We start from the raw sequence: 14,962 nt of genomic DNA on the forward strand, positions 1-14,962 counted from the left end.
AGTACAGCAGTGGCAACTGTACTAGTTGTGACCTGCTGAAATGCTGTATACTTTGCTCGCTGTGACAGCATACGACGTACACACGGTTCTGGTGTCCGGCGCCGGTGTGGCCGGTCCCGCCCTCGCCCACTGGCTGCGCCACCACGGCTTCGCCCCGACCGTCGTCGAACGCGCCCCGGCACCGCGGCCGGGCGGGCAGGCCATCGACGTCCGCGGCCCCGCCATCGAGGTGCTCGACCGCATGGGCGTGCTCGCCGAGGTCCGCGCCGCCCGCACCGGCACCCTCGGCACGTCCTACGTGGACGCCGAGGGCGCCGAACTGTCCCGCACCGAGGGCGAGACCTTCACCGGCGGCCCGGTCGACGGCCCCGACATCGAGATCCTCCGCGACGACCTGTCCGAGATCCTGGTCCGCGCCGCCCCCGCCGAGTACCTCTACGGCGACACCGCCACCGCCCTCGACCAGGACGATCACGGCGTGCTGGTCCACTTCGAGCACTCCGCCCCCCGCCGCTTCGACCTGGTCATCGGCGCCGACGGCCTGCACTCCCGGGTCCGCTCCCTGGCCTTCGGCGAGGTCCCCCCGCACCACCTCGGCGTGGCGCTGGCCGTGTTCAGCACCCCCAACACCTTCGGCCTCGACCGCTGGCAGGTCTTCCACAGCAGCGACGCGGGCATGGTCGGCGTCTACAGCGCCCGCGCCAACGCCGAGGCCCGAGTGGTCATGGGCTGGCACTGCACCGACCTGCCCCGCGACCCCGACGCCCAGCGCACCCTGGTCGCCGAGGCCTTCGCGGGCGGCGGCTGGGAAACCCCCACCCTGGTCGAGGCCATGCGGACCGCGCCGGACTTCTACTGCGACACCATGAGCCAGGTCCACCTCGACACCTGGTCGCGCGGCCGGGTCGGCCTGCTCGGGGACGCCGCGCACTGCCCGTCCCCGCTGTCCGGGCAGGGCACCAGCCTGGCCCTGGTCGGCGCGTACGTGCTGGCGGGCGAACTGGCCCACGGGGGTGGCCTCGCCGGGTACGAGTCGGCGATGCGCGAGTACGTGCGGCTCAACCAGGCCCTCGCCACCGAGCACCAGGGCGCCCCGCCGCCCCCGGAGGCCGTGCGCAAAGCGGTGGACGCCATCGACCTCAAGGCGTACTAGGAACACGTGGACCTCGCCGTGGCCACCCTCGCCGACCGCCCCGCTGCACTACGGCACGGCCGCCGAGCACGTCCTCGTCGCCCATGACCGCGCGGTCGAACCCAATGTCTCGATCCGCCACACCACGCGACCGGTATCGACCCTCAGCCCTCGCCAACGTGCTCGAGTGTGCCCTGTCGGCGTGCTCACACGTAGTGTGATGGAAGCTGGGCGGTGCGGGCTTCGATCATCAGCAGTTCCACGCCCCAGTCGTGCGGCTCGGTGACCATCCGCTCCAGGCACTTCGCCCTGGCCCGCTCCTGCCGCTTCGCCGGGACCGGCGTGCCAACCGCCACCACACTCATCGAACCGAGCGCCCCCCACGGTCCGCGCGGCGGTGTGGCGGGCGGGGAATCCCGTGGAGCGTCGGATGGGCGCAACGGTGGCCACCCGTGGTCGGGGTCGTCGTCGCCATCGGTGAAGATGGTGGCATGGCGACTGTGGCGGAGTGGATCGAAGGCGCGCGGGTGCGGACGTTGCCGAACTCCGTGGCGCCGGTGTTGGTGGGGGCGGGGGCCGCCGTCGCCGGGGGTGGGTTTTCGTGGGGGCGGGCGGTGTTGGCGTTGGTGGTGTCGTTGTCGTTGCAGGTGGGGGTGAACTACGCCAACGACTACTCCGACGGGGTTCGGGGGACCGATGCCGATCGGGTGGGGCCGTTGCGGTTGGTGGGGTCGGGGGTGGCCACGCCGGGGTCGGTGAAGGGGGCGGCGTTCGCCTGCTTCGGGATCGGGGCGGTGGCGGGGTTGGTGCTCGTGGCGCTGTCGGGGTACTGGTGGCTGCTGCTGTTGGGGGCCGTGAGCATCGCGGGTGCCTGGTTCTACACCGGGGGGGACAAGCCGTACGGGTACTCCGGGTGGGGGGAGGTCGCGGTCTTCCTGTTCTTCGGGGTGTTCGCGGTGTTGGGGACCGAGTACGTGCAGACCGGGCGGGTCAGTTGGGTCGGGGTCGGCGGGGCGGTGGCGATGGGGGGGTTCTCCGCGGCCGTGCTGGTGGCGAACAACCTGCGGGACGTGCCGACCGACCGGGTGGCGGGGAAGAACACGCTGGCGGTGCGGCTCGGGGAGGAGCGGACCCGGGTCCTCTACGCCGCCCTGGTGGTGCTGCCGTTCCTGGTGAGCGTGGCGCTGGTGTTGTGGACGCCGTGGGCGTTGGTGGGGGTCGTGGCGGTTGTGCTGGTGGTCCCTGGGTTGAAGCTGGTGCTGGGCAAGGAGACCGGGCTCAACCTGATCCCCGTGTTGAAGCAGACCGGGTTGGCGATGCTGCTCTGGGCGGCCGTCACCACCGCCGTCCTCGCCCTCGCCCGGTAGCCGTCAAGCCCGCCCGCGCCCCCCGCTCCCGCCCGGGAGGCCGGCGCAGGCACGACGAACGCCCCCGGCACCCACAGCCGCGCGTGCACCGGTCAGCGCACCCGTTCGTGGAGCCCGCGCACGCGGGCCTCCACCTCGGACAGGGAGGTGCCGGGGCGGGCGGTCTCCCAGTCGGCCAGGGCGCGGAGGTAGTCGCGGGACAGGTCGCCGAGTTCCGGGGTCGGGGGGAGGTGGACCATCCGCGCGGCGACCAGGGCCAGTTCGGCCCCCAGGTCCGCCCGGCGCTCCCGCCACGCCGCGCGCTCGCGCCGCCGGTCGTCGAGGCGGGCGAGGCCGCGCTCCAGCAGCCCGGACCCGCCGTGCACGCCCACCACGACGGCGCCGACCAGGGCGACGGGGAGCAGGTGGCGGTACGCCGGGGAGTGGAACGCGCGGACCTCGCGCAGCAGCTTGCCGCGGGCGAGGTCGTTGTCGTACATCGCGGCGAGCTGCTCGGCCATGGCCCGGTGGTCGTGGCGGAGGAACTGGGTGGTGTTGTCGTAGGCGGTCCAGTTGGCGAAGTCCCAGCCGAAGCGGTCGGTGGTGAGCGGCAGGTCGTCGCTCTCGCAGCCGTGCTCGAACCGGCCGTCGACGACCAGGACGTTCACGATGCCGTCGATGGCGTCGGTGACGGCCGCGCAGCTCTCGGACTCGTCCGCGGCGAGCGGTGACCCGGCGGCGACGACCACCATGGTCAGCGGGCGCTCCCCGAACGCCCGCCGGACCCCGTCCGCGTCGACGCCCGCCACCCCCGGCTCGACCCACACCGCGTCCCGGTCCAGCGCCGCCACCGCCGACCGCGCCGGTGAGAACAGCAGCAGCAGGTCCGCCCAGCTCAGGAACACCACCGCGGCCACGCCCAGCGCGACCAGCCAGCGGCGCGGCACCACCCACCCCGCCCGCGCGCTCACGGCGCCACCCCCAGCAGCCCCGCGGCCTCGGTGAGCTGGTCCCGCGCGGTCCGCGCCGCCCCCCGCGCGGTCGGCAGGTCGCCGTCCGCCGCGAGCAGGTCCCTGGCCGCGCCGTACCGCTCGGTGGCGCTGGTGACCAGGTCGGCGGCCCGGCCGTCGCGGGCCAGGCCGTCGAGCCGGGCGATCTCGCCGGCCAGGGCGGTGACCTCGGCGGCGAGCCGGTTCCGGGCGACCCGCTCGGCCACCGCCCGCTCCCGCCGCAGCCGGGACGGGCGGTGGCGCAGCGCGACCGGCACCCCGACCAGCAGCACCGCCGCACCGGCGAACGCCCACGGCGCCACCGCCGCTGCCCAGGCCGGCGGGCCCGCGTCGGCCGACGGGGCGACCAGGGCGGCAGCCCGGGCCGCCCTGGTCCCGCCGACTTCCTCGACCAGCAGCGACCCCAGTCGCAGCGGGTCCGGGCCCCACTCGGCGAGCCGGAAGAAGTTCTGCCCGTAGTAGGCGTCGCGGGCGGTGCGGGCGACGTCGGGTTCCGGGCCCGCCATGTCCACCCAGCGCCCGCGGACGACGACCACCAGGTCGCGCGGGAAGCGGGCGCCCAGGCGGTGGACGAGGTCGGTGGCCGGACCCGCGGGCAGCACGGCGATCCGCACCGCCAGGTCCGGCCCGGCCCGCGACCACCGCTCGTCCTTCTCGGCGGCGGGCACGCCGGGGCCGGTGTGCACCGAGCGGGCGGCGAGGTCGGCGGCGACCCGCTCGACCTGCGCGGCCTCGGCGGGCACCGGGGCGGCGGGCTCGGTGTGCGGGCGGTCCTCGGTCAGGGCGGTCAGCACGAACTCGGTCAGGTCCGCGGTGCCGAGGACGGCCGCGACCTCGGCCATGTTCTCCGGTCCGATCAACCGGTGGCTGCGCCCCACCTCCACCCGCAGGCCGCTCACCACGACCAGCCGGTCCCCGCCGTGCTCGTCCCGCAACCTGCGGAGCTCGTCGCGGTGGCGGTCGCGGCTGTCGGTGCCGGAGAACGGCAGCAGCAGCAGCTTCCAGCCCGCCCGCTCCAGCTCCGGGCGCACCCGGCCCTCGTCGACGACGGCGGGGGCGCCGGGGAGCCGGGCGACGTGGTCGTCCGCCAGCGCCCGCACGGCCTCCTCGGCGGTCCAGGGGATCGGCGCGTCCGCGGCGGTGGTCGTGGTGGTCGTCGGGGCGGAGACCGGGGGCTCACCGCCGTGGGTGGCCAGGAACCTGATGCCCGCGATGACGAACGGCGTGCTGAACAGCAGGAGCACCACTAGGACGACCAGGGTCGTGTCCCGCCGCGCGCTCTCACCCTTCGCCACCGAAGGAGCATAGGCAGTGCACCCCCGGACCGGCGCAAACCACCCATAGCGCACGGGACGGTCACCGCCGGTCATCCCGCTACGCTCGTCGTGTGACAGCCGAGCCCGATCGCTCCCAGCCGGTCCGCCGCACGACCGCGATCGTGGCGATCGGTGTCGCCGGGCTGCTGACCGTCCTCGGCCTGCTCCTGGTCATCGGCGCCTTCACCGAGGACTCGGCGATCGAGTCCGACACCGGCCGGGCCAACGCCGACGTGGTCAGCGTGGCCTTCGGCCGCACCCTGGTCCGCTTCCAGACCCCCGACGGCGCCGAGCACACCCCGTCGGGGGGCGTGCTCTACCCCGAGGCGCTGGAGGAGGGGCAGGTCGTGCGGGTGGAGTACGACCAGGGCAACCCGGACCTGGTGCGGGTCGCCGGTCGCGGCGCGACGCTGACCGTGCTGCCGGTGAGCACCACCCTGCTGGTCGGGTGGCTGGTCGTCGGCGGGCTGGTCTGGTGGTTGCGCAGCCGGGGCCCGCTGCACATCCGCCCGCTGCTGCCGCGCCGCATCCGCGTGTGACGGTCCCGCGCTGATCAGTACCGGTTCGGCCGGTGGTCGTCCGGGGTGGGGAAGTGCTGGGGTGCGTACTGCTGCGGCACCTGCCGCCCGCCCGTGGGCTGCTGGGGGATGGTGCCCTGGTGGTACCCGGGCTGCGCAGGCCAGTCCTGGGTGAACTGGCCCTGGCCGTACGGCTGCTCCGGCGGGTACTGGCTCTGCCGGGGCGGACCCGCGGGGACCGCCTGGGCCGGGTGGGCGCCGTGGGCCGCGTGGGCGAACCCCTGCTGGTAGTAGGCGGCGCGCTGCTGCTCGGCCTGCCTGCGGGCGGTGTTGGCCTCCACCTGCTCGCGCATCCGGGGGATCTCCTGCTCGGCCCGGTCGAGCCACCGGGTCCAGCGCTGCTGCATCGGCTTGATCAGACCACCGCCGACGCCGATGACCGCGATGCCGCCGATGGTGGCCAGGACGGTGATGAGGACGGGGGTGGTGACGGTGGTGGCGACGCCGACCTGGTTCAGCGCGGCGATCACCCCGAGCCCGACGACGAACACCGAGGCGGCGGTGGCCACGACCTTGCCGTAGGACAGCCCGCCCATCGCATTGGTGATGAAGTCCTTGGCGGCCTTGGCGATGGCCGCGGCCACCACGACGATGACGATCGCCACGGCGGCCCTGGGCAGCCACGCCACGATATCGCCGAGGAGCTGCGAGACCGGGTTGCTGCCCCACACGCCGAAGGCGAGCTGCAGGGTGATCAGCAGGACCGCGTAGCGGACGAGCTTGGCGATGACGTCCGAGGCGTCGTACTCCGACCTGGCCAGCGCGGTCTTGACCCCGCCGCGCTCGACGACCCGGTCGAACCCGACCCGCTCCAGGACGGCGTTGACCGCCTTGGCCAGGAGCCTCGCCACGAACCATCCGATCACCAGGACGAGCAGGAACCCGAGCAGCCTGGGCGCGGAGGTGACCACCACCTGCCACGCCTGGGACAGGCCGCTCCCGAAGTCCACGGCGGCCACGGTCGATGTCGACGTCACAGCCTTCCCCTTTCCGTCACGGACCAGGGGCCTACCCGGGGTTCGGGGGCGTACACGCGGACCACGCGTCAGGGGGTCAGCCCACGGTAGAAGTCGAGCAGCACCGGGGCCAGCACGCCCTCCTCGACCTGGTGGGTCTGCTCCGGCAGCACGGCGACGGTGACGTCCGGCAGCGCCGCCGCGGCGGCCCGGGCGCCGCGCACCAGGGCCTCCGGGCTGGCACCGCCGTGGCAGACCAGGGCGGGGACGGCGACCGCGGACAGGTCCGGCACCGAACCGTCACCGACGACCCGCCCGTCGTAGGGCAGCGTGTGCGCCATGCCCACCAGGTGGCCCCAGGCCGGGCCGCGGCGCACGGCGTCGACCGCCTCCGCGGGCATCCCGGTCACCTCCAGGAACGCCACCACCGCGCCCTCCCGGTCGCCCGCGGCGATCCGGGCCTCCTGCTCCTCGGCGTAGGTCGGCGACCCGGCGCCGAACGGCGGCTCGTACACCGCGACCCGCTCCGCGGGCACCCCCGCCGCCACGGCCTTGAGCACCAGCACCCCGCCCGAGGACATCCCGTAGAGCCGCGCGCTCCCGCCGACGGCCCCGACCACCGCGGCGAGGTCCTCGAACTCCCGTTCCACGGCGTACCCCGGCGCGTCCCCGCTGCCGCCGCGCCCGCGCCGGTGGTAGCTGACCGCGCTGAACTCCCCGGCCAGCCCGGCCGCCAACCCCGCGGTCGACCCGGCGTCCATGAACGCCCCGCCGACCAGCACCACCGGCGGCCCCGACCCCACCACGTCGAACTCGACCCCGACACCGTCCGCCGAACGCACCTTCGCCATGGCGCCCAGCCTCCCGCACCCCACCGACAATCCCACCAGTCCCGATCGCCAGTTCCGATCGCCAGTTCCTCAGCCGCCGCGCCACCAGCCCAGCGCCTGCTCGGCCACCCCCGGCGCCGCCACCAGCAGCCCGTCCGCGGGCAACCGCACCGCGTCGCGCCCCGACCGGTCCAGCACCACCGCCCCCGACTCCGAGGCCAGCGCCACCGCGGCGGCCACCTCGTGCTCCCGGCAGCCGTGCAGCACCGCCGCCGCCGCGTGCCCCAGCGCCACCTGGGCGACCGCCAGCGCCGACGAGCCGAGCACCCGCACCCGCGCCGCGGCCGCCCCCGCCCGCTCGATGAACCCGGCCAGCCCCGGCCACGGCCCACCCGACACCAGTTCCGTGCACACGATCGCCCCCGCCACCGAGGTGCGGTCCCGCAGCGCGATCCGCACCCCGTTCACCCGCGCCCCGCGCGCCCTGGCCGCGGCGTAGATGCGGCCGCGGAACGGGTCGGCGACCACCCCGACCACCGGGCCGTCCGCGTCGACCAGGGCCAGGCTGTAGGCGCACCAGGGGATGCCCGCGGCGTAGTTGGCGGTGCCGTCGAGCGGGTCGACCACCCAGCGGTAGCGGGACCCGGCCTCGGCGCCGAAGGCGGAGCTGACCACCGGGATACCGGGGAACTCCGCGGTCAGCACCCGCCGGGTGTGCCGCTCCAGGGTGTGGTCGGTGTCGGTGACCCAGTCGAACGGCGACTCCGGGGTGTCCAGGACCGCGTCCCGGCCCGCCGTCGCGGTGATCACGTCGGTGGCGTCGTTGGCGAGCCTGCCCGCGGTCTCCAGGGCCCTGGAGAGCAGCCCGGGGTCCACCTGGCCGCGCGGACGCGGTGACATGAGGGTCATGCCGACCTAGGGTGACCACCTCTGGTGTCCGGTTCACGACCCCCAGGTGACCAAACGACGATGGTCGGGCCAAGGTCGCGCGGGGCACCGGCTGTTCGGCGGCCGTTCGCCCGACTGCCACGCCCAGGTCGATCCCGGCTGCGACGGTCGGACCCGTGCGCGTCGCCATCGTCACCGAGAGCTTCCTGCCGCAGGTCAACGGGGTCGCGAATTCCGTGCTGCGGGTGGTGGAGCACCTGCAGCGCCGGGGCCACCCGGCGCTCGTCGTGGCCCCCGGGCCCGGCCAGGACCGATACCGGCACGCCGAGGTCACCCGGGTCCCGGCGGTCGGTGTACCGCTGATCACATCGCTGCCGATCGGGGTGCCCACCCGCCGGGTGCTCACCGAACTGGCCGCGTTCGACCCGGACGTGGTGCACCTGGCGTCACCGTTCGTGCTCGGCGCGGGCGGGCTGTGGGCGGCCAACCGGCTCGGGGTGCCGACGGTCGCGGTGTACCAGACCGACGTCGCCGGGTTCGCCGCCGCCTACGGCCTCAGCCGCGGCTCCCGGGCGGCCTGGCGCTGGATTCGCAGGCTGCACGCGGGCGCGGACCGGACCCTGGCCCCGTCGACCGCCGCGGTCGACGACCTCACCGCGCACGGCGTGCCCCGCGTGCACCGCTGGGGCCGCGGCGTCGACACCGACCGGTTCCGCCCGGACCGCGCCAGCCGGGCGCTGCGCGCGGAGCTGGCGCCGAACGGGGAACTGCTCGTCGGCTACGTCGGCAGGCTCGCCCCGGAGAAGCAGGTCCACCGGCTCGCCGCCCTGCACGGGGTACCCGGGGTCCGGGTGGTCGTCGTCGGCGAGGGGCCCGCCGAGGAGTCGCTGCGCGCCCTGCTGCCCGGTGCCGCGTTCCTCGGCTTCCGCGACGGCACCGCGCTGGCCGAGGCCTACGCCAGCCTCGACGTGTTCGTGCACACCGGCCCGCACGAGACCTTCTGCCAGGCCGTGCAGGAGGCGATGGCCTCCGGGCTGCCGGTGATCGCCCCGGACGCGGGCGGCCCGCGCGACCTGGTCCGCCCCGGCCGCACCGGGCTGCTGCTCGACCCGGCGGAGTTCGACCTGCGCGGCGCCGTCGACCGGCTGGCCGACCCGCTGACCCGCCGCCGGATGGGCGCCGCGGGCCGCGCCGCGGTCCGCGACCGGGGCTGGCCGGGGGTGTGCGAGGAGTTGCTGGGCCACTACCGGGCGGTGCTCGACGACACCCGTGCGGTGGCCGCCTGAGGCGTTTCTCGTACGCTGCCGCACATGGCGCGCGCCGGTTTGGACAAGGACCCGCACGACATCGCCGAGATGTTCGACGGTGTCGCCCAAGGCTACGACCGCACCAACACGGTCATGACACTCGGGTTCGACCGCCGCTGGCGCGAGCAGACCCGCCGCGTCCTCGACGCCCGCCCGGGGGAGCGGGTCCTCGACCTCGCCGCGGGCACCGCGGTGTCCACCGTGGAGTACGCCCGCTCCGGCGCCTGGTGCGTCGCCGCCGACTTCTCGCTGCCGATGCTCTCCGGCGGCGCGGGCCGGGGCGTGCCCAGGGTCGCCGCGGACGCCTTCCACCTCCCGTTCGCCGACGAGGCGTTCGACGCGGTCACCGTCACCTTCGGACTGCGCAACATGGTCCCCACGGTGGAGGCCCTCGCCGAGATGCGCCGCGTCGTGCGGCCGGGCGGGCGGCTGGTGGTGTGCGAGGTGTCCCAGCCGCCGCTGCGCACCCTGCGCTGGCTCTACCACAACACGGTGCTGCGGGCGCTGCCGCTGATCACCCGCCCGTTCTCCTCCAACGGCGAGGCCTACGCCTACCTGGCGGAGTCCATGCGCGACTGGCACGACCAGCGCTCGGTCGCCGAACTGGTGGCCAAGGCGGGCTGGACCGAGGTCGAGTGGCGCAACCTCACCTTCGGCGTGGTCGCCCTGCACCGCGCGGTCAAGCCGTGACCGCCTCCCGCCCGGTCTGCCACCGGTCCACCCGCCGCATCAGGTAGAGCACCGCCGCCGCGGCCACGACCGTCAGCCCCGCGCCCACCGCGGCGGCGGCGTACACGGCCCCGAACGCGGCCACCGCGTGCCCGCCCGCCAGCACCACCCCGACCGCCTCGGCCAGCAGGGACAGCAGGGACGCGCCCCACCACAGCCCGACGACCCACCCGGTCGGCACCGCCCGCAGGTCGGCCCCGCGCGGCGGCACGTCCGGGTTGCTCGCCCGCCACACGTCGGACACCACCACCGCGGGCAGCCACAGGTTCAGCCCCGGCACGAACCAGGCCCCCACCACCCACCCCGGCCCCAACCGGTGCGGCGCCGCGCAGATCCGCGCCGAGTTCGCCCGGGCCCGCCGCAGCCAGGTCGCGAAGGCCGCCGTGGACGCCACCGACCCGACCAGCCACACCCAGGCCAGCGTCACCGCCCGCCCGTTGGCGGCCACGAGCTGCGCCGCCTCCGCCGCCGGGTCGCGCACCAGCGCGTAGGAACCCCACGCCTGCCAGGCCGCCGAGCAGGCGACCAGCGCGGTGACCGCGATCAACCCGGACGCGGTGCAGCGGGCGGTGTGCGCGGGCCGCACGATCGGCACGTCGTCCGGCGGTGCGGCGGGCGCGTGGTCGTCCGTCCGCGCCACACCGGTCATCTCGGTCATCGAGGGTGCGTCTCCTGGCGGGCCGTGGTCGACCCGGGGAACATCGTGACCCGCCGTACACCCGTTTCACCAGACCCCGGCGCCGGTGTCCCACGCGGGCGCTGCGCGGACGGGCCGCTCCCGGCACGCCCTAGACTGGGCGGCATGACGACTTCTTCGATCAGCAGGCGCAAGGCTGGCGAGGACGCCGAGGTGATCGTCGTGGGCGCGGGCCCCGCAGGTTCGACCGCGGCCACCTACCTCGCCCGCGCGGGCCTGGACGTCCTGCTGCTCGAGAAGAGCACCTTCCCCCGCGAGAAGGTCTGCGGCGACGGGCTCACCCCCCGCGGCGTCAAGCAGCTCATCGACCTCGGCGTCGACACCAGGGAAGAGGCGGGCTGGCTGCACAACCGCGGCCTGCGCGTGGTCGGCGGCGGGGTCACCCTGGAACTGGACTGGCCGGACCTGGCCACCTTCCCCCCGTACGGCGTCGTCCGCCCCCGCCAGGACTTCGACGAGATGCTGGCCCGCACCGCCCAGCGCGCGGGCGCCCGCCTCCTGGAGCAGACCACGGTCACCGGCGCCGTCACCGACGACCGCACCGGCCGCGTCGTCGGCGTGACCGCCAAGGCGGGCCCGGACAAGACCCCGGTCACCTACCGCGCGCCCCTGGTCCTGGCCTGCGACGGCGTCTCCGCCCGCCTGGCCCTCTCGGTCGGCCTGGACAAGATCGAATCCCGCCCCATGGGCGTCGCGGTCCGCCGCTACTACGCCAGCCCCCGCAGCAAGGACGACTACCTGGAGTCGCACCTGGAGCTGTGGGACCGGTCCGACCCGGCCAACCCGGTCCTGCTCCCCGGCTACGGCTGGATCTTCGGCATGGGCGACGGCACCGTCAACGTCGGCCTGGGCATCCTGTCAACGTCGAAGGCGTTCGGCAGCACCGACTACCGCAAGCTGCTCACGTCCTGGCTGGACGGAACCCCCGAGGAGTGGGGCTTCCGCGAGCACAACGCCACCGGCAAGATCGGCGGCGCGGCCCTCCCCATGGGCTTCAACCGCACCCCCCACTACCGCGACGGCCTGCTCCTGGTCGGCGACGCGGGCGGCATGGTCAACCCCTTCAACGGCGAGGGCATCGGCTACGCCATGGAGTCAGCCAGGATCGCCGCCGAGTGCGTCATCCAGGCCCTGGCCCGCGCCGAGGGCCCGGCCAGGGAGAAGGCCCTGCACGGCTACCCGGTCGCCCTCCAGCAGGCACTCGGCAGCTACTACCGCTTGGGCAACATCTTCTCCAAGCTCATCGGCAACCCGAAGGTCATGGCCCTCGCCACCAAGTACGGCCTCCCCCGCCAGACGCTGATGAAGCTCGTGCTCAAGCTCCTGGCGGGCCTCTACGACCCCAAGGACGGCGACGCCTTCGACAAGGTCATCGTCGCCGCCACCAGGATGGCCCCCACCGTCTGACCGGGCGCTGAGTCGCCGACCTGTTGCCCCGCAACCGAAGCCCGGGGCTGCTGTGGCGTGATGGAGGACTCGATGGGTGCGTTCGACGTGCCGCTGGATGATGAACGCACCCAACTGGACGCGTTCGTCGAGGAGTACCGCGCCGCCGTCGAGGCGACGCTGGACTCCCTCACGGAGGAACAGGCCCGCCGCGCACTCGTCCCGTCGGCGACGACGCTGCTCGGGCTGCTCAAGCACGTCACGTGGATGCAGCGGGTGTGGTTCGAGGAGTGCGTGGGCGGCACGCCCCGCCGGGAACTCGGCCTGGTGGGAAACCCGGACGAGTCCTTCCGCCTCGCCGACGGCGACACCGTCGCCTCGGTCACCGCGGCCCACCGGGAAGCCTGCGCCACGGCCAGGACCGCGGTCGCGGACCTGCCGCTGGACACCGTGGTGACCGGCCACCGGACCGGACCGCGCACGCTCCGCTGGGTGTACCTGCAAGTCCTGCGGGAACTGGCCCACCACTGCGGCCACGCCGACATCCTCCGCGAACAGGTCCTCGCCGACTGAGTTCACCCACCCGCAGTTCTGGGCTCCCTCGCGCGACCACCCTCCGAACTCCGGAAAGAGACCACCAAGAGACACCACCAAGCAACACGTCGCCCGTTCGTGCAAGACCGTCAACCCGGTTTTTTCTCAATCGTCCGCCTTCCGGGCGCTTTGTGACGACAGAAAAACCCGTGAACGGCAGCAAGCCCCCGACCGCATGGCCGGGGGCTTGCTGCCGTTCACGAACGCCGTGGCCTGACCCGCTCACACGGGGGGGACGATTCCGGGAAAGTGTCCCACGGTCTGACAGTGTGGGCACGGGCGTCCATTGTCCACCGTGCGAGGTACACCACCGATGATGGCGAGCTTGGGGTCCGCGATCAGGCCCCCGCCGCCACACAGCACGCACACCGTGTGGGTCTCCGACGGGACCTCCACGTCGTCGCCTGTCTCGTCGTCCCCGTAGCCGCCGTTCATCTGTGCCGCCTCACTGGTTCGTCATGCGTCCACCCACTGCGACCCGTCGCACTGCGGGCACGTGATCTTCTCGTCCACTGTTCCGCCGCGCCCGCCCGTGCTCGCGGCGCGCTGCACGGTCACCCACCCCGTGCCGTTGCAACTCGGGCAAATCTGCTTCATTGAATTTTTGCCTTCCTGGTGGAGTGTACTCCGACAAGCCGCAGCGCATGGCGCACGTCGTGGTGCGACAATTCCCGATTCAACTTGTGACATGGAACCGCCGATCGGGCAATCTGCGAATTACCGCTCCAATAGGTGGCGCGGCGCGGTCCGCACCACAGGCATATCGCCGCGTCCTTGATGTCGAGACCGGATTCCGCGTTTCATGGGTGGAGCGCTGATCGGCCGTTCGCCTCGGATTGCGACTCCCGGTGCCATTCCACCGAGGCGGTGCCCGGTCGGGTGGATGTCGATCTTGGTCTGTGGGCAACCTGGGCCGATCTTGCCTGTGGACAACTCGGGGGAGGGGGAAGCAATACACCCGTACTGGTGAGTCCGCCCAGGTCACGGCCATGAGAATGGTCACGCAGAGTTGTCCGGGACCCAGGGTTTCGCGTTGTGAGCCGCGTCCTACACTGGCCCCGATGCTTGTGAACCCGTTCACACCAGGCTGCGCCAGCTTGTGAATGTTTTCACAATCATCACCCGATCGCATGGTATGGGTTAGGGCTGCCTAACAACGGGTGGTGTGACCGATGCCCCATAGGGTTCGGGCCGGAGGAAGCGGGAAAGGACGACGGAGTGCCCATGCTCGTAGCCCAATCTTCGGACGTGTCGTCGGACCTGGGGATCTACCTCCCCCTGGTGGTGATGTTCGCGCTGGCCGCGGCGTTCGCGGTGTTCTCCGCGCTCCTGGGACCCCTGGTCGGGCCCAGCCGCTACAACCGGGCGAAGTTCCAGGCCTACGAGTGCGGCATCGAGCCATCGCCGCAGCCGGTGGTGGGCGGTGGCCGCGTGCCGGTCGCCTACTACCTGACGGCCATGCTGTTCATCCTGTTCGACATCGAGATGGTGTTCCTCTACCCGTTCGCGGTGTCGGCGGACGTCCTCGGTCTGTTCGGACTGGTCGAGATCTTCTTGTTCATCGCGACGGTCGGCTTCGCCTACGCCTACGTGTGGCGGCGCGGCGGCCTCGACTGGAACTGACGGGAGGCACTGAGGTCATGGGACTCGAGGAAAAGCTCCCCAACGGCATCATGCTGGCCAGCTTGGAGAAGCTGGTGAACTGGGGCCGCAAGAACTCGCTGTGGCCCGCCACCTTCGGGCTGGCCTGCTGCGCGATCGAGATGATGACGACCGGCGGACCCCGCTACGACATCGCCCGGTTCGGCATGGAGGCCTTCCGCGCCTCGCCGCGCCAGGCCGACCTGATGATCGTCGCGGGCCGGGTGACCAACAAGATGGCCCCGGTCCTGCGCCAGATCTACGACCAGATGGCCGAGCCGCGCTGGGTGCTGGCCATGGGCGTGTGCGCCTCCTCCGGCGGCATGTTCAACAACTACGCCGTGGTGCAGGGCGTCGACCACATCGTCCCGGTCGACATGTACCTGCCCGGCTGCCCGCCGCGGCCGGAGATGCTGATCGACGCGATCCTGAAGCTGCACGCCAAGATCGGCGACGAGCCGATCAACGCCGCCCGGGCCGCGATCCGCGCCCAGAGCGGCGCCCGCACCGAGCTCATCGCGTCCACCGTGAAGTACGCGAAGAAGTGAGGTG

The 14,962-nt window shown here is 73.3% G+C and carries 16 protein-coding genes; 9 read left to right on the top strand and 7 right to left on the bottom strand.

Features of this window, described 5'->3' with window-relative positions; genetic code table 11:
• The first annotated feature begins 61 nt into the window (after positions 1–61).
• Positions 62–1,153 carry an FAD-dependent monooxygenase gene (locus tag UO65_RS05550; RefSeq protein WP_035279400.1) on the top strand — a complete coding sequence of 364 codons (1,092 nt, stop codon included), beginning with the start codon at positions 62–64 and terminating at the stop codon, positions 1,151–1,153.
• Positions 1,154–1,338: 185 nt separating this feature from the next.
• On the opposite strand, the gene UO65_RS36585 is transcribed toward UO65_RS05550, so the two are convergent.
• On the bottom strand, positions 1,339–1,488 hold the full coding sequence (locus UO65_RS36585) for a hypothetical protein (RefSeq protein WP_161784431.1): 150 nt from the start codon (positions 1,486–1,488) through the stop codon (positions 1,339–1,341).
• A gap of 135 nt (positions 1,489–1,623) precedes the next feature.
• Between UO65_RS36585 and UO65_RS05555 the strand changes: the two genes are divergently transcribed.
• Entirely contained in the window at positions 1,624–2,499 is an 876-nt protein-coding gene (locus tag UO65_RS05555) for a 1,4-dihydroxy-2-naphthoate polyprenyltransferase (RefSeq protein ID WP_035279600.1), read from the top strand.
• Positions 2,500–2,591: 92 nt separating this feature from the next.
• On the opposite strand, the gene UO65_RS05560 is transcribed toward UO65_RS05555, so the two are convergent.
• The gene (locus UO65_RS05560) at positions 2,592–3,449 is read right to left on the bottom strand and encodes a hypothetical protein (protein WP_035279401.1); all 858 of its coding nucleotides are present in this window, start codon (positions 3,447–3,449) and stop codon (positions 2,592–2,594) included.
• The gene (locus tag UO65_RS05565; RefSeq protein ID WP_035279402.1) at positions 3,446–4,783 is read right to left on the bottom strand and encodes a hypothetical protein; all 1,338 of its coding nucleotides are present in this window, start codon (positions 4,781–4,783) and stop codon (positions 3,446–3,448) included. Before UO65_RS05565 ends, UO65_RS05560 begins: the two co-directional genes overlap by 4 nt.
• A 92-nt stretch (positions 4,784–4,875) precedes the next feature.
• On the opposite strand from UO65_RS05565, the gene UO65_RS05570 reads away from it, so the two are divergent.
• On the top strand, positions 4,876–5,343 hold the full coding sequence (locus UO65_RS05570; RefSeq protein WP_052020772.1) for a DUF3592 domain-containing protein: 468 nt from the start codon (positions 4,876–4,878) through the stop codon (positions 5,341–5,343).
• A 14-nt stretch (positions 5,344–5,357) separates the two neighbouring features.
• Here the strand turns inward: UO65_RS05570 and UO65_RS05575 are convergent, their stop codons facing one another.
• From UO65_RS05575 to UO65_RS05585, 3 genes are all read right to left on the bottom strand, one after another.
• Positions 5,358–6,359: a mechanosensitive ion channel family protein gene (locus UO65_RS05575; protein WP_084175339.1), complete on the bottom strand. Its 1,002-nt coding sequence runs from the start codon at positions 6,357–6,359 to the stop codon at positions 5,358–5,360.
• Between the two features lie 68 nt (positions 6,360–6,427).
• On the bottom strand, positions 6,428–7,189 hold the full coding sequence (locus UO65_RS05580) for an alpha/beta fold hydrolase (protein ID WP_035279404.1): 762 nt from the start codon (positions 7,187–7,189) through the stop codon (positions 6,428–6,430).
• A gap of 69 nt (positions 7,190–7,258) precedes the next feature.
• Entirely contained in the window at positions 7,259–8,077 is an 819-nt protein-coding gene (locus UO65_RS05585; protein WP_035279405.1) for an inositol monophosphatase family protein, read from the bottom strand.
• 155 nt (positions 8,078–8,232) lie between these two features.
• On the opposite strand from UO65_RS05585, the gene UO65_RS05590 reads away from it, so the two are divergent.
• Both UO65_RS05590 and UO65_RS05595 read left to right on the top strand, forming a co-directional pair.
• Positions 8,233–9,342: a glycosyltransferase family 4 protein gene (locus UO65_RS05590; RefSeq protein ID WP_035279406.1), complete on the top strand. Its 1,110-nt coding sequence runs from the start codon at positions 8,233–8,235 to the stop codon at positions 9,340–9,342.
• A 24-nt stretch (positions 9,343–9,366) separates the two neighbouring features.
• Positions 9,367–10,053 (top strand): demethylmenaquinone methyltransferase, encoded by a 687-nt coding sequence (locus tag UO65_RS05595; protein WP_035279407.1) that lies wholly within the window; start codon positions 9,367–9,369, stop codon positions 10,051–10,053.
• Here the strand turns inward: UO65_RS05595 and UO65_RS05600 are convergent.
• Complete coding sequence (locus tag UO65_RS05600; RefSeq protein WP_052020774.1) at positions 10,043–10,750, bottom strand: DUF4328 domain-containing protein; 708 nt, start codon at positions 10,748–10,750, stop codon at positions 10,043–10,045. The two genes, UO65_RS05595 and UO65_RS05600, sit on opposite strands and share 11 nt — an antisense overlap.
• Before the next feature lie 144 nt (positions 10,751–10,894).
• Between UO65_RS05600 and UO65_RS05605 the strand changes: the two genes are divergently transcribed.
• The 4 genes from UO65_RS05605 (at position 10,895) to UO65_RS05620 (ending at position 14,958) form a co-directional block, all read left to right on the top strand.
• On the top strand, positions 10,895–12,196 hold the full coding sequence (locus UO65_RS05605) for a geranylgeranyl reductase family protein (RefSeq protein WP_052020775.1): 1,302 nt from the start codon (positions 10,895–10,897) through the stop codon (positions 12,194–12,196).
• A gap of 72 nt (positions 12,197–12,268) precedes the next feature.
• On the top strand, positions 12,269–12,748 hold the full coding sequence (locus UO65_RS05610; RefSeq protein WP_035279610.1) for a DinB family protein: 480 nt from the start codon (positions 12,269–12,271) through the stop codon (positions 12,746–12,748).
• 1,245 nt (positions 12,749–13,993) lie between these two features.
• Positions 13,994–14,392, top strand: a complete 399-nt coding sequence (locus UO65_RS05615; RefSeq protein ID WP_035279410.1) for an NADH-quinone oxidoreductase subunit A — start codon at positions 13,994–13,996, stop codon at positions 14,390–14,392.
• 17 nt (positions 14,393–14,409) lie between these two features.
• Complete coding sequence (locus UO65_RS05620) at positions 14,410–14,958, top strand: NuoB/complex I 20 kDa subunit family protein (RefSeq protein WP_035279413.1); 549 nt, start codon at positions 14,410–14,412, stop codon at positions 14,956–14,958.
• Positions 14,959–14,962: the final 4 nt, after the last annotated feature.

The organism is Actinokineospora spheciospongiae (assembly GCF_000564855.1).
In the GTDB taxonomy this organism is placed as follows: Bacteria; Actinomycetota; Actinomycetes; order Mycobacteriales; family Pseudonocardiaceae; genus Actinokineospora; species Actinokineospora spheciospongiae.

Bases quoted from the DNA above. Each gene is read 5' to 3' on its own strand.
- UO65_RS05555 (WP_035279600.1), top strand. From the start codon at position 1,624: ATGGCGACTGTGGCGGAGTGGATCGAAGGCGCGCGGGTGCGGACGTTG.
- UO65_RS05615 (WP_035279410.1), top strand. From the start codon at position 13,994: ATGCTCGTAGCCCAATCTTCGGACGTGTCGTCGGACCTGGGGATCTAC.
- UO65_RS05580 (WP_035279404.1), bottom strand. From the start codon at position 7,189: ATGGCGAAGGTGCGTTCGGCGGACGGTGTCGGGGTCGAGTTCGACGTG.
- UO65_RS05595 (WP_035279407.1), top strand. From the start codon at position 9,367: ATGGCGCGCGCCGGTTTGGACAAGGACCCGCACGACATCGCCGAGATG.
- UO65_RS05600 (WP_052020774.1), bottom strand. From the start codon at position 10,750: ATGACCGAGATGACCGGTGTGGCGCGGACGGACGACCACGCGCCCGCC.
- UO65_RS05610 (WP_035279610.1), top strand. From the start codon at position 12,269: ATGGGTGCGTTCGACGTGCCGCTGGATGATGAACGCACCCAACTGGAC.
- UO65_RS05605 (WP_052020775.1), top strand. From the start codon at position 10,895: ATGACGACTTCTTCGATCAGCAGGCGCAAGGCTGGCGAGGACGCCGAG.
- UO65_RS05585 (WP_035279405.1), bottom strand. From the start codon at position 8,077: ATGACCCTCATGTCACCGCGTCCGCGCGGCCAGGTGGACCCCGGGCTG.
- UO65_RS05620 (WP_035279413.1), top strand. From the start codon at position 14,410: ATGGGACTCGAGGAAAAGCTCCCCAACGGCATCATGCTGGCCAGCTTG.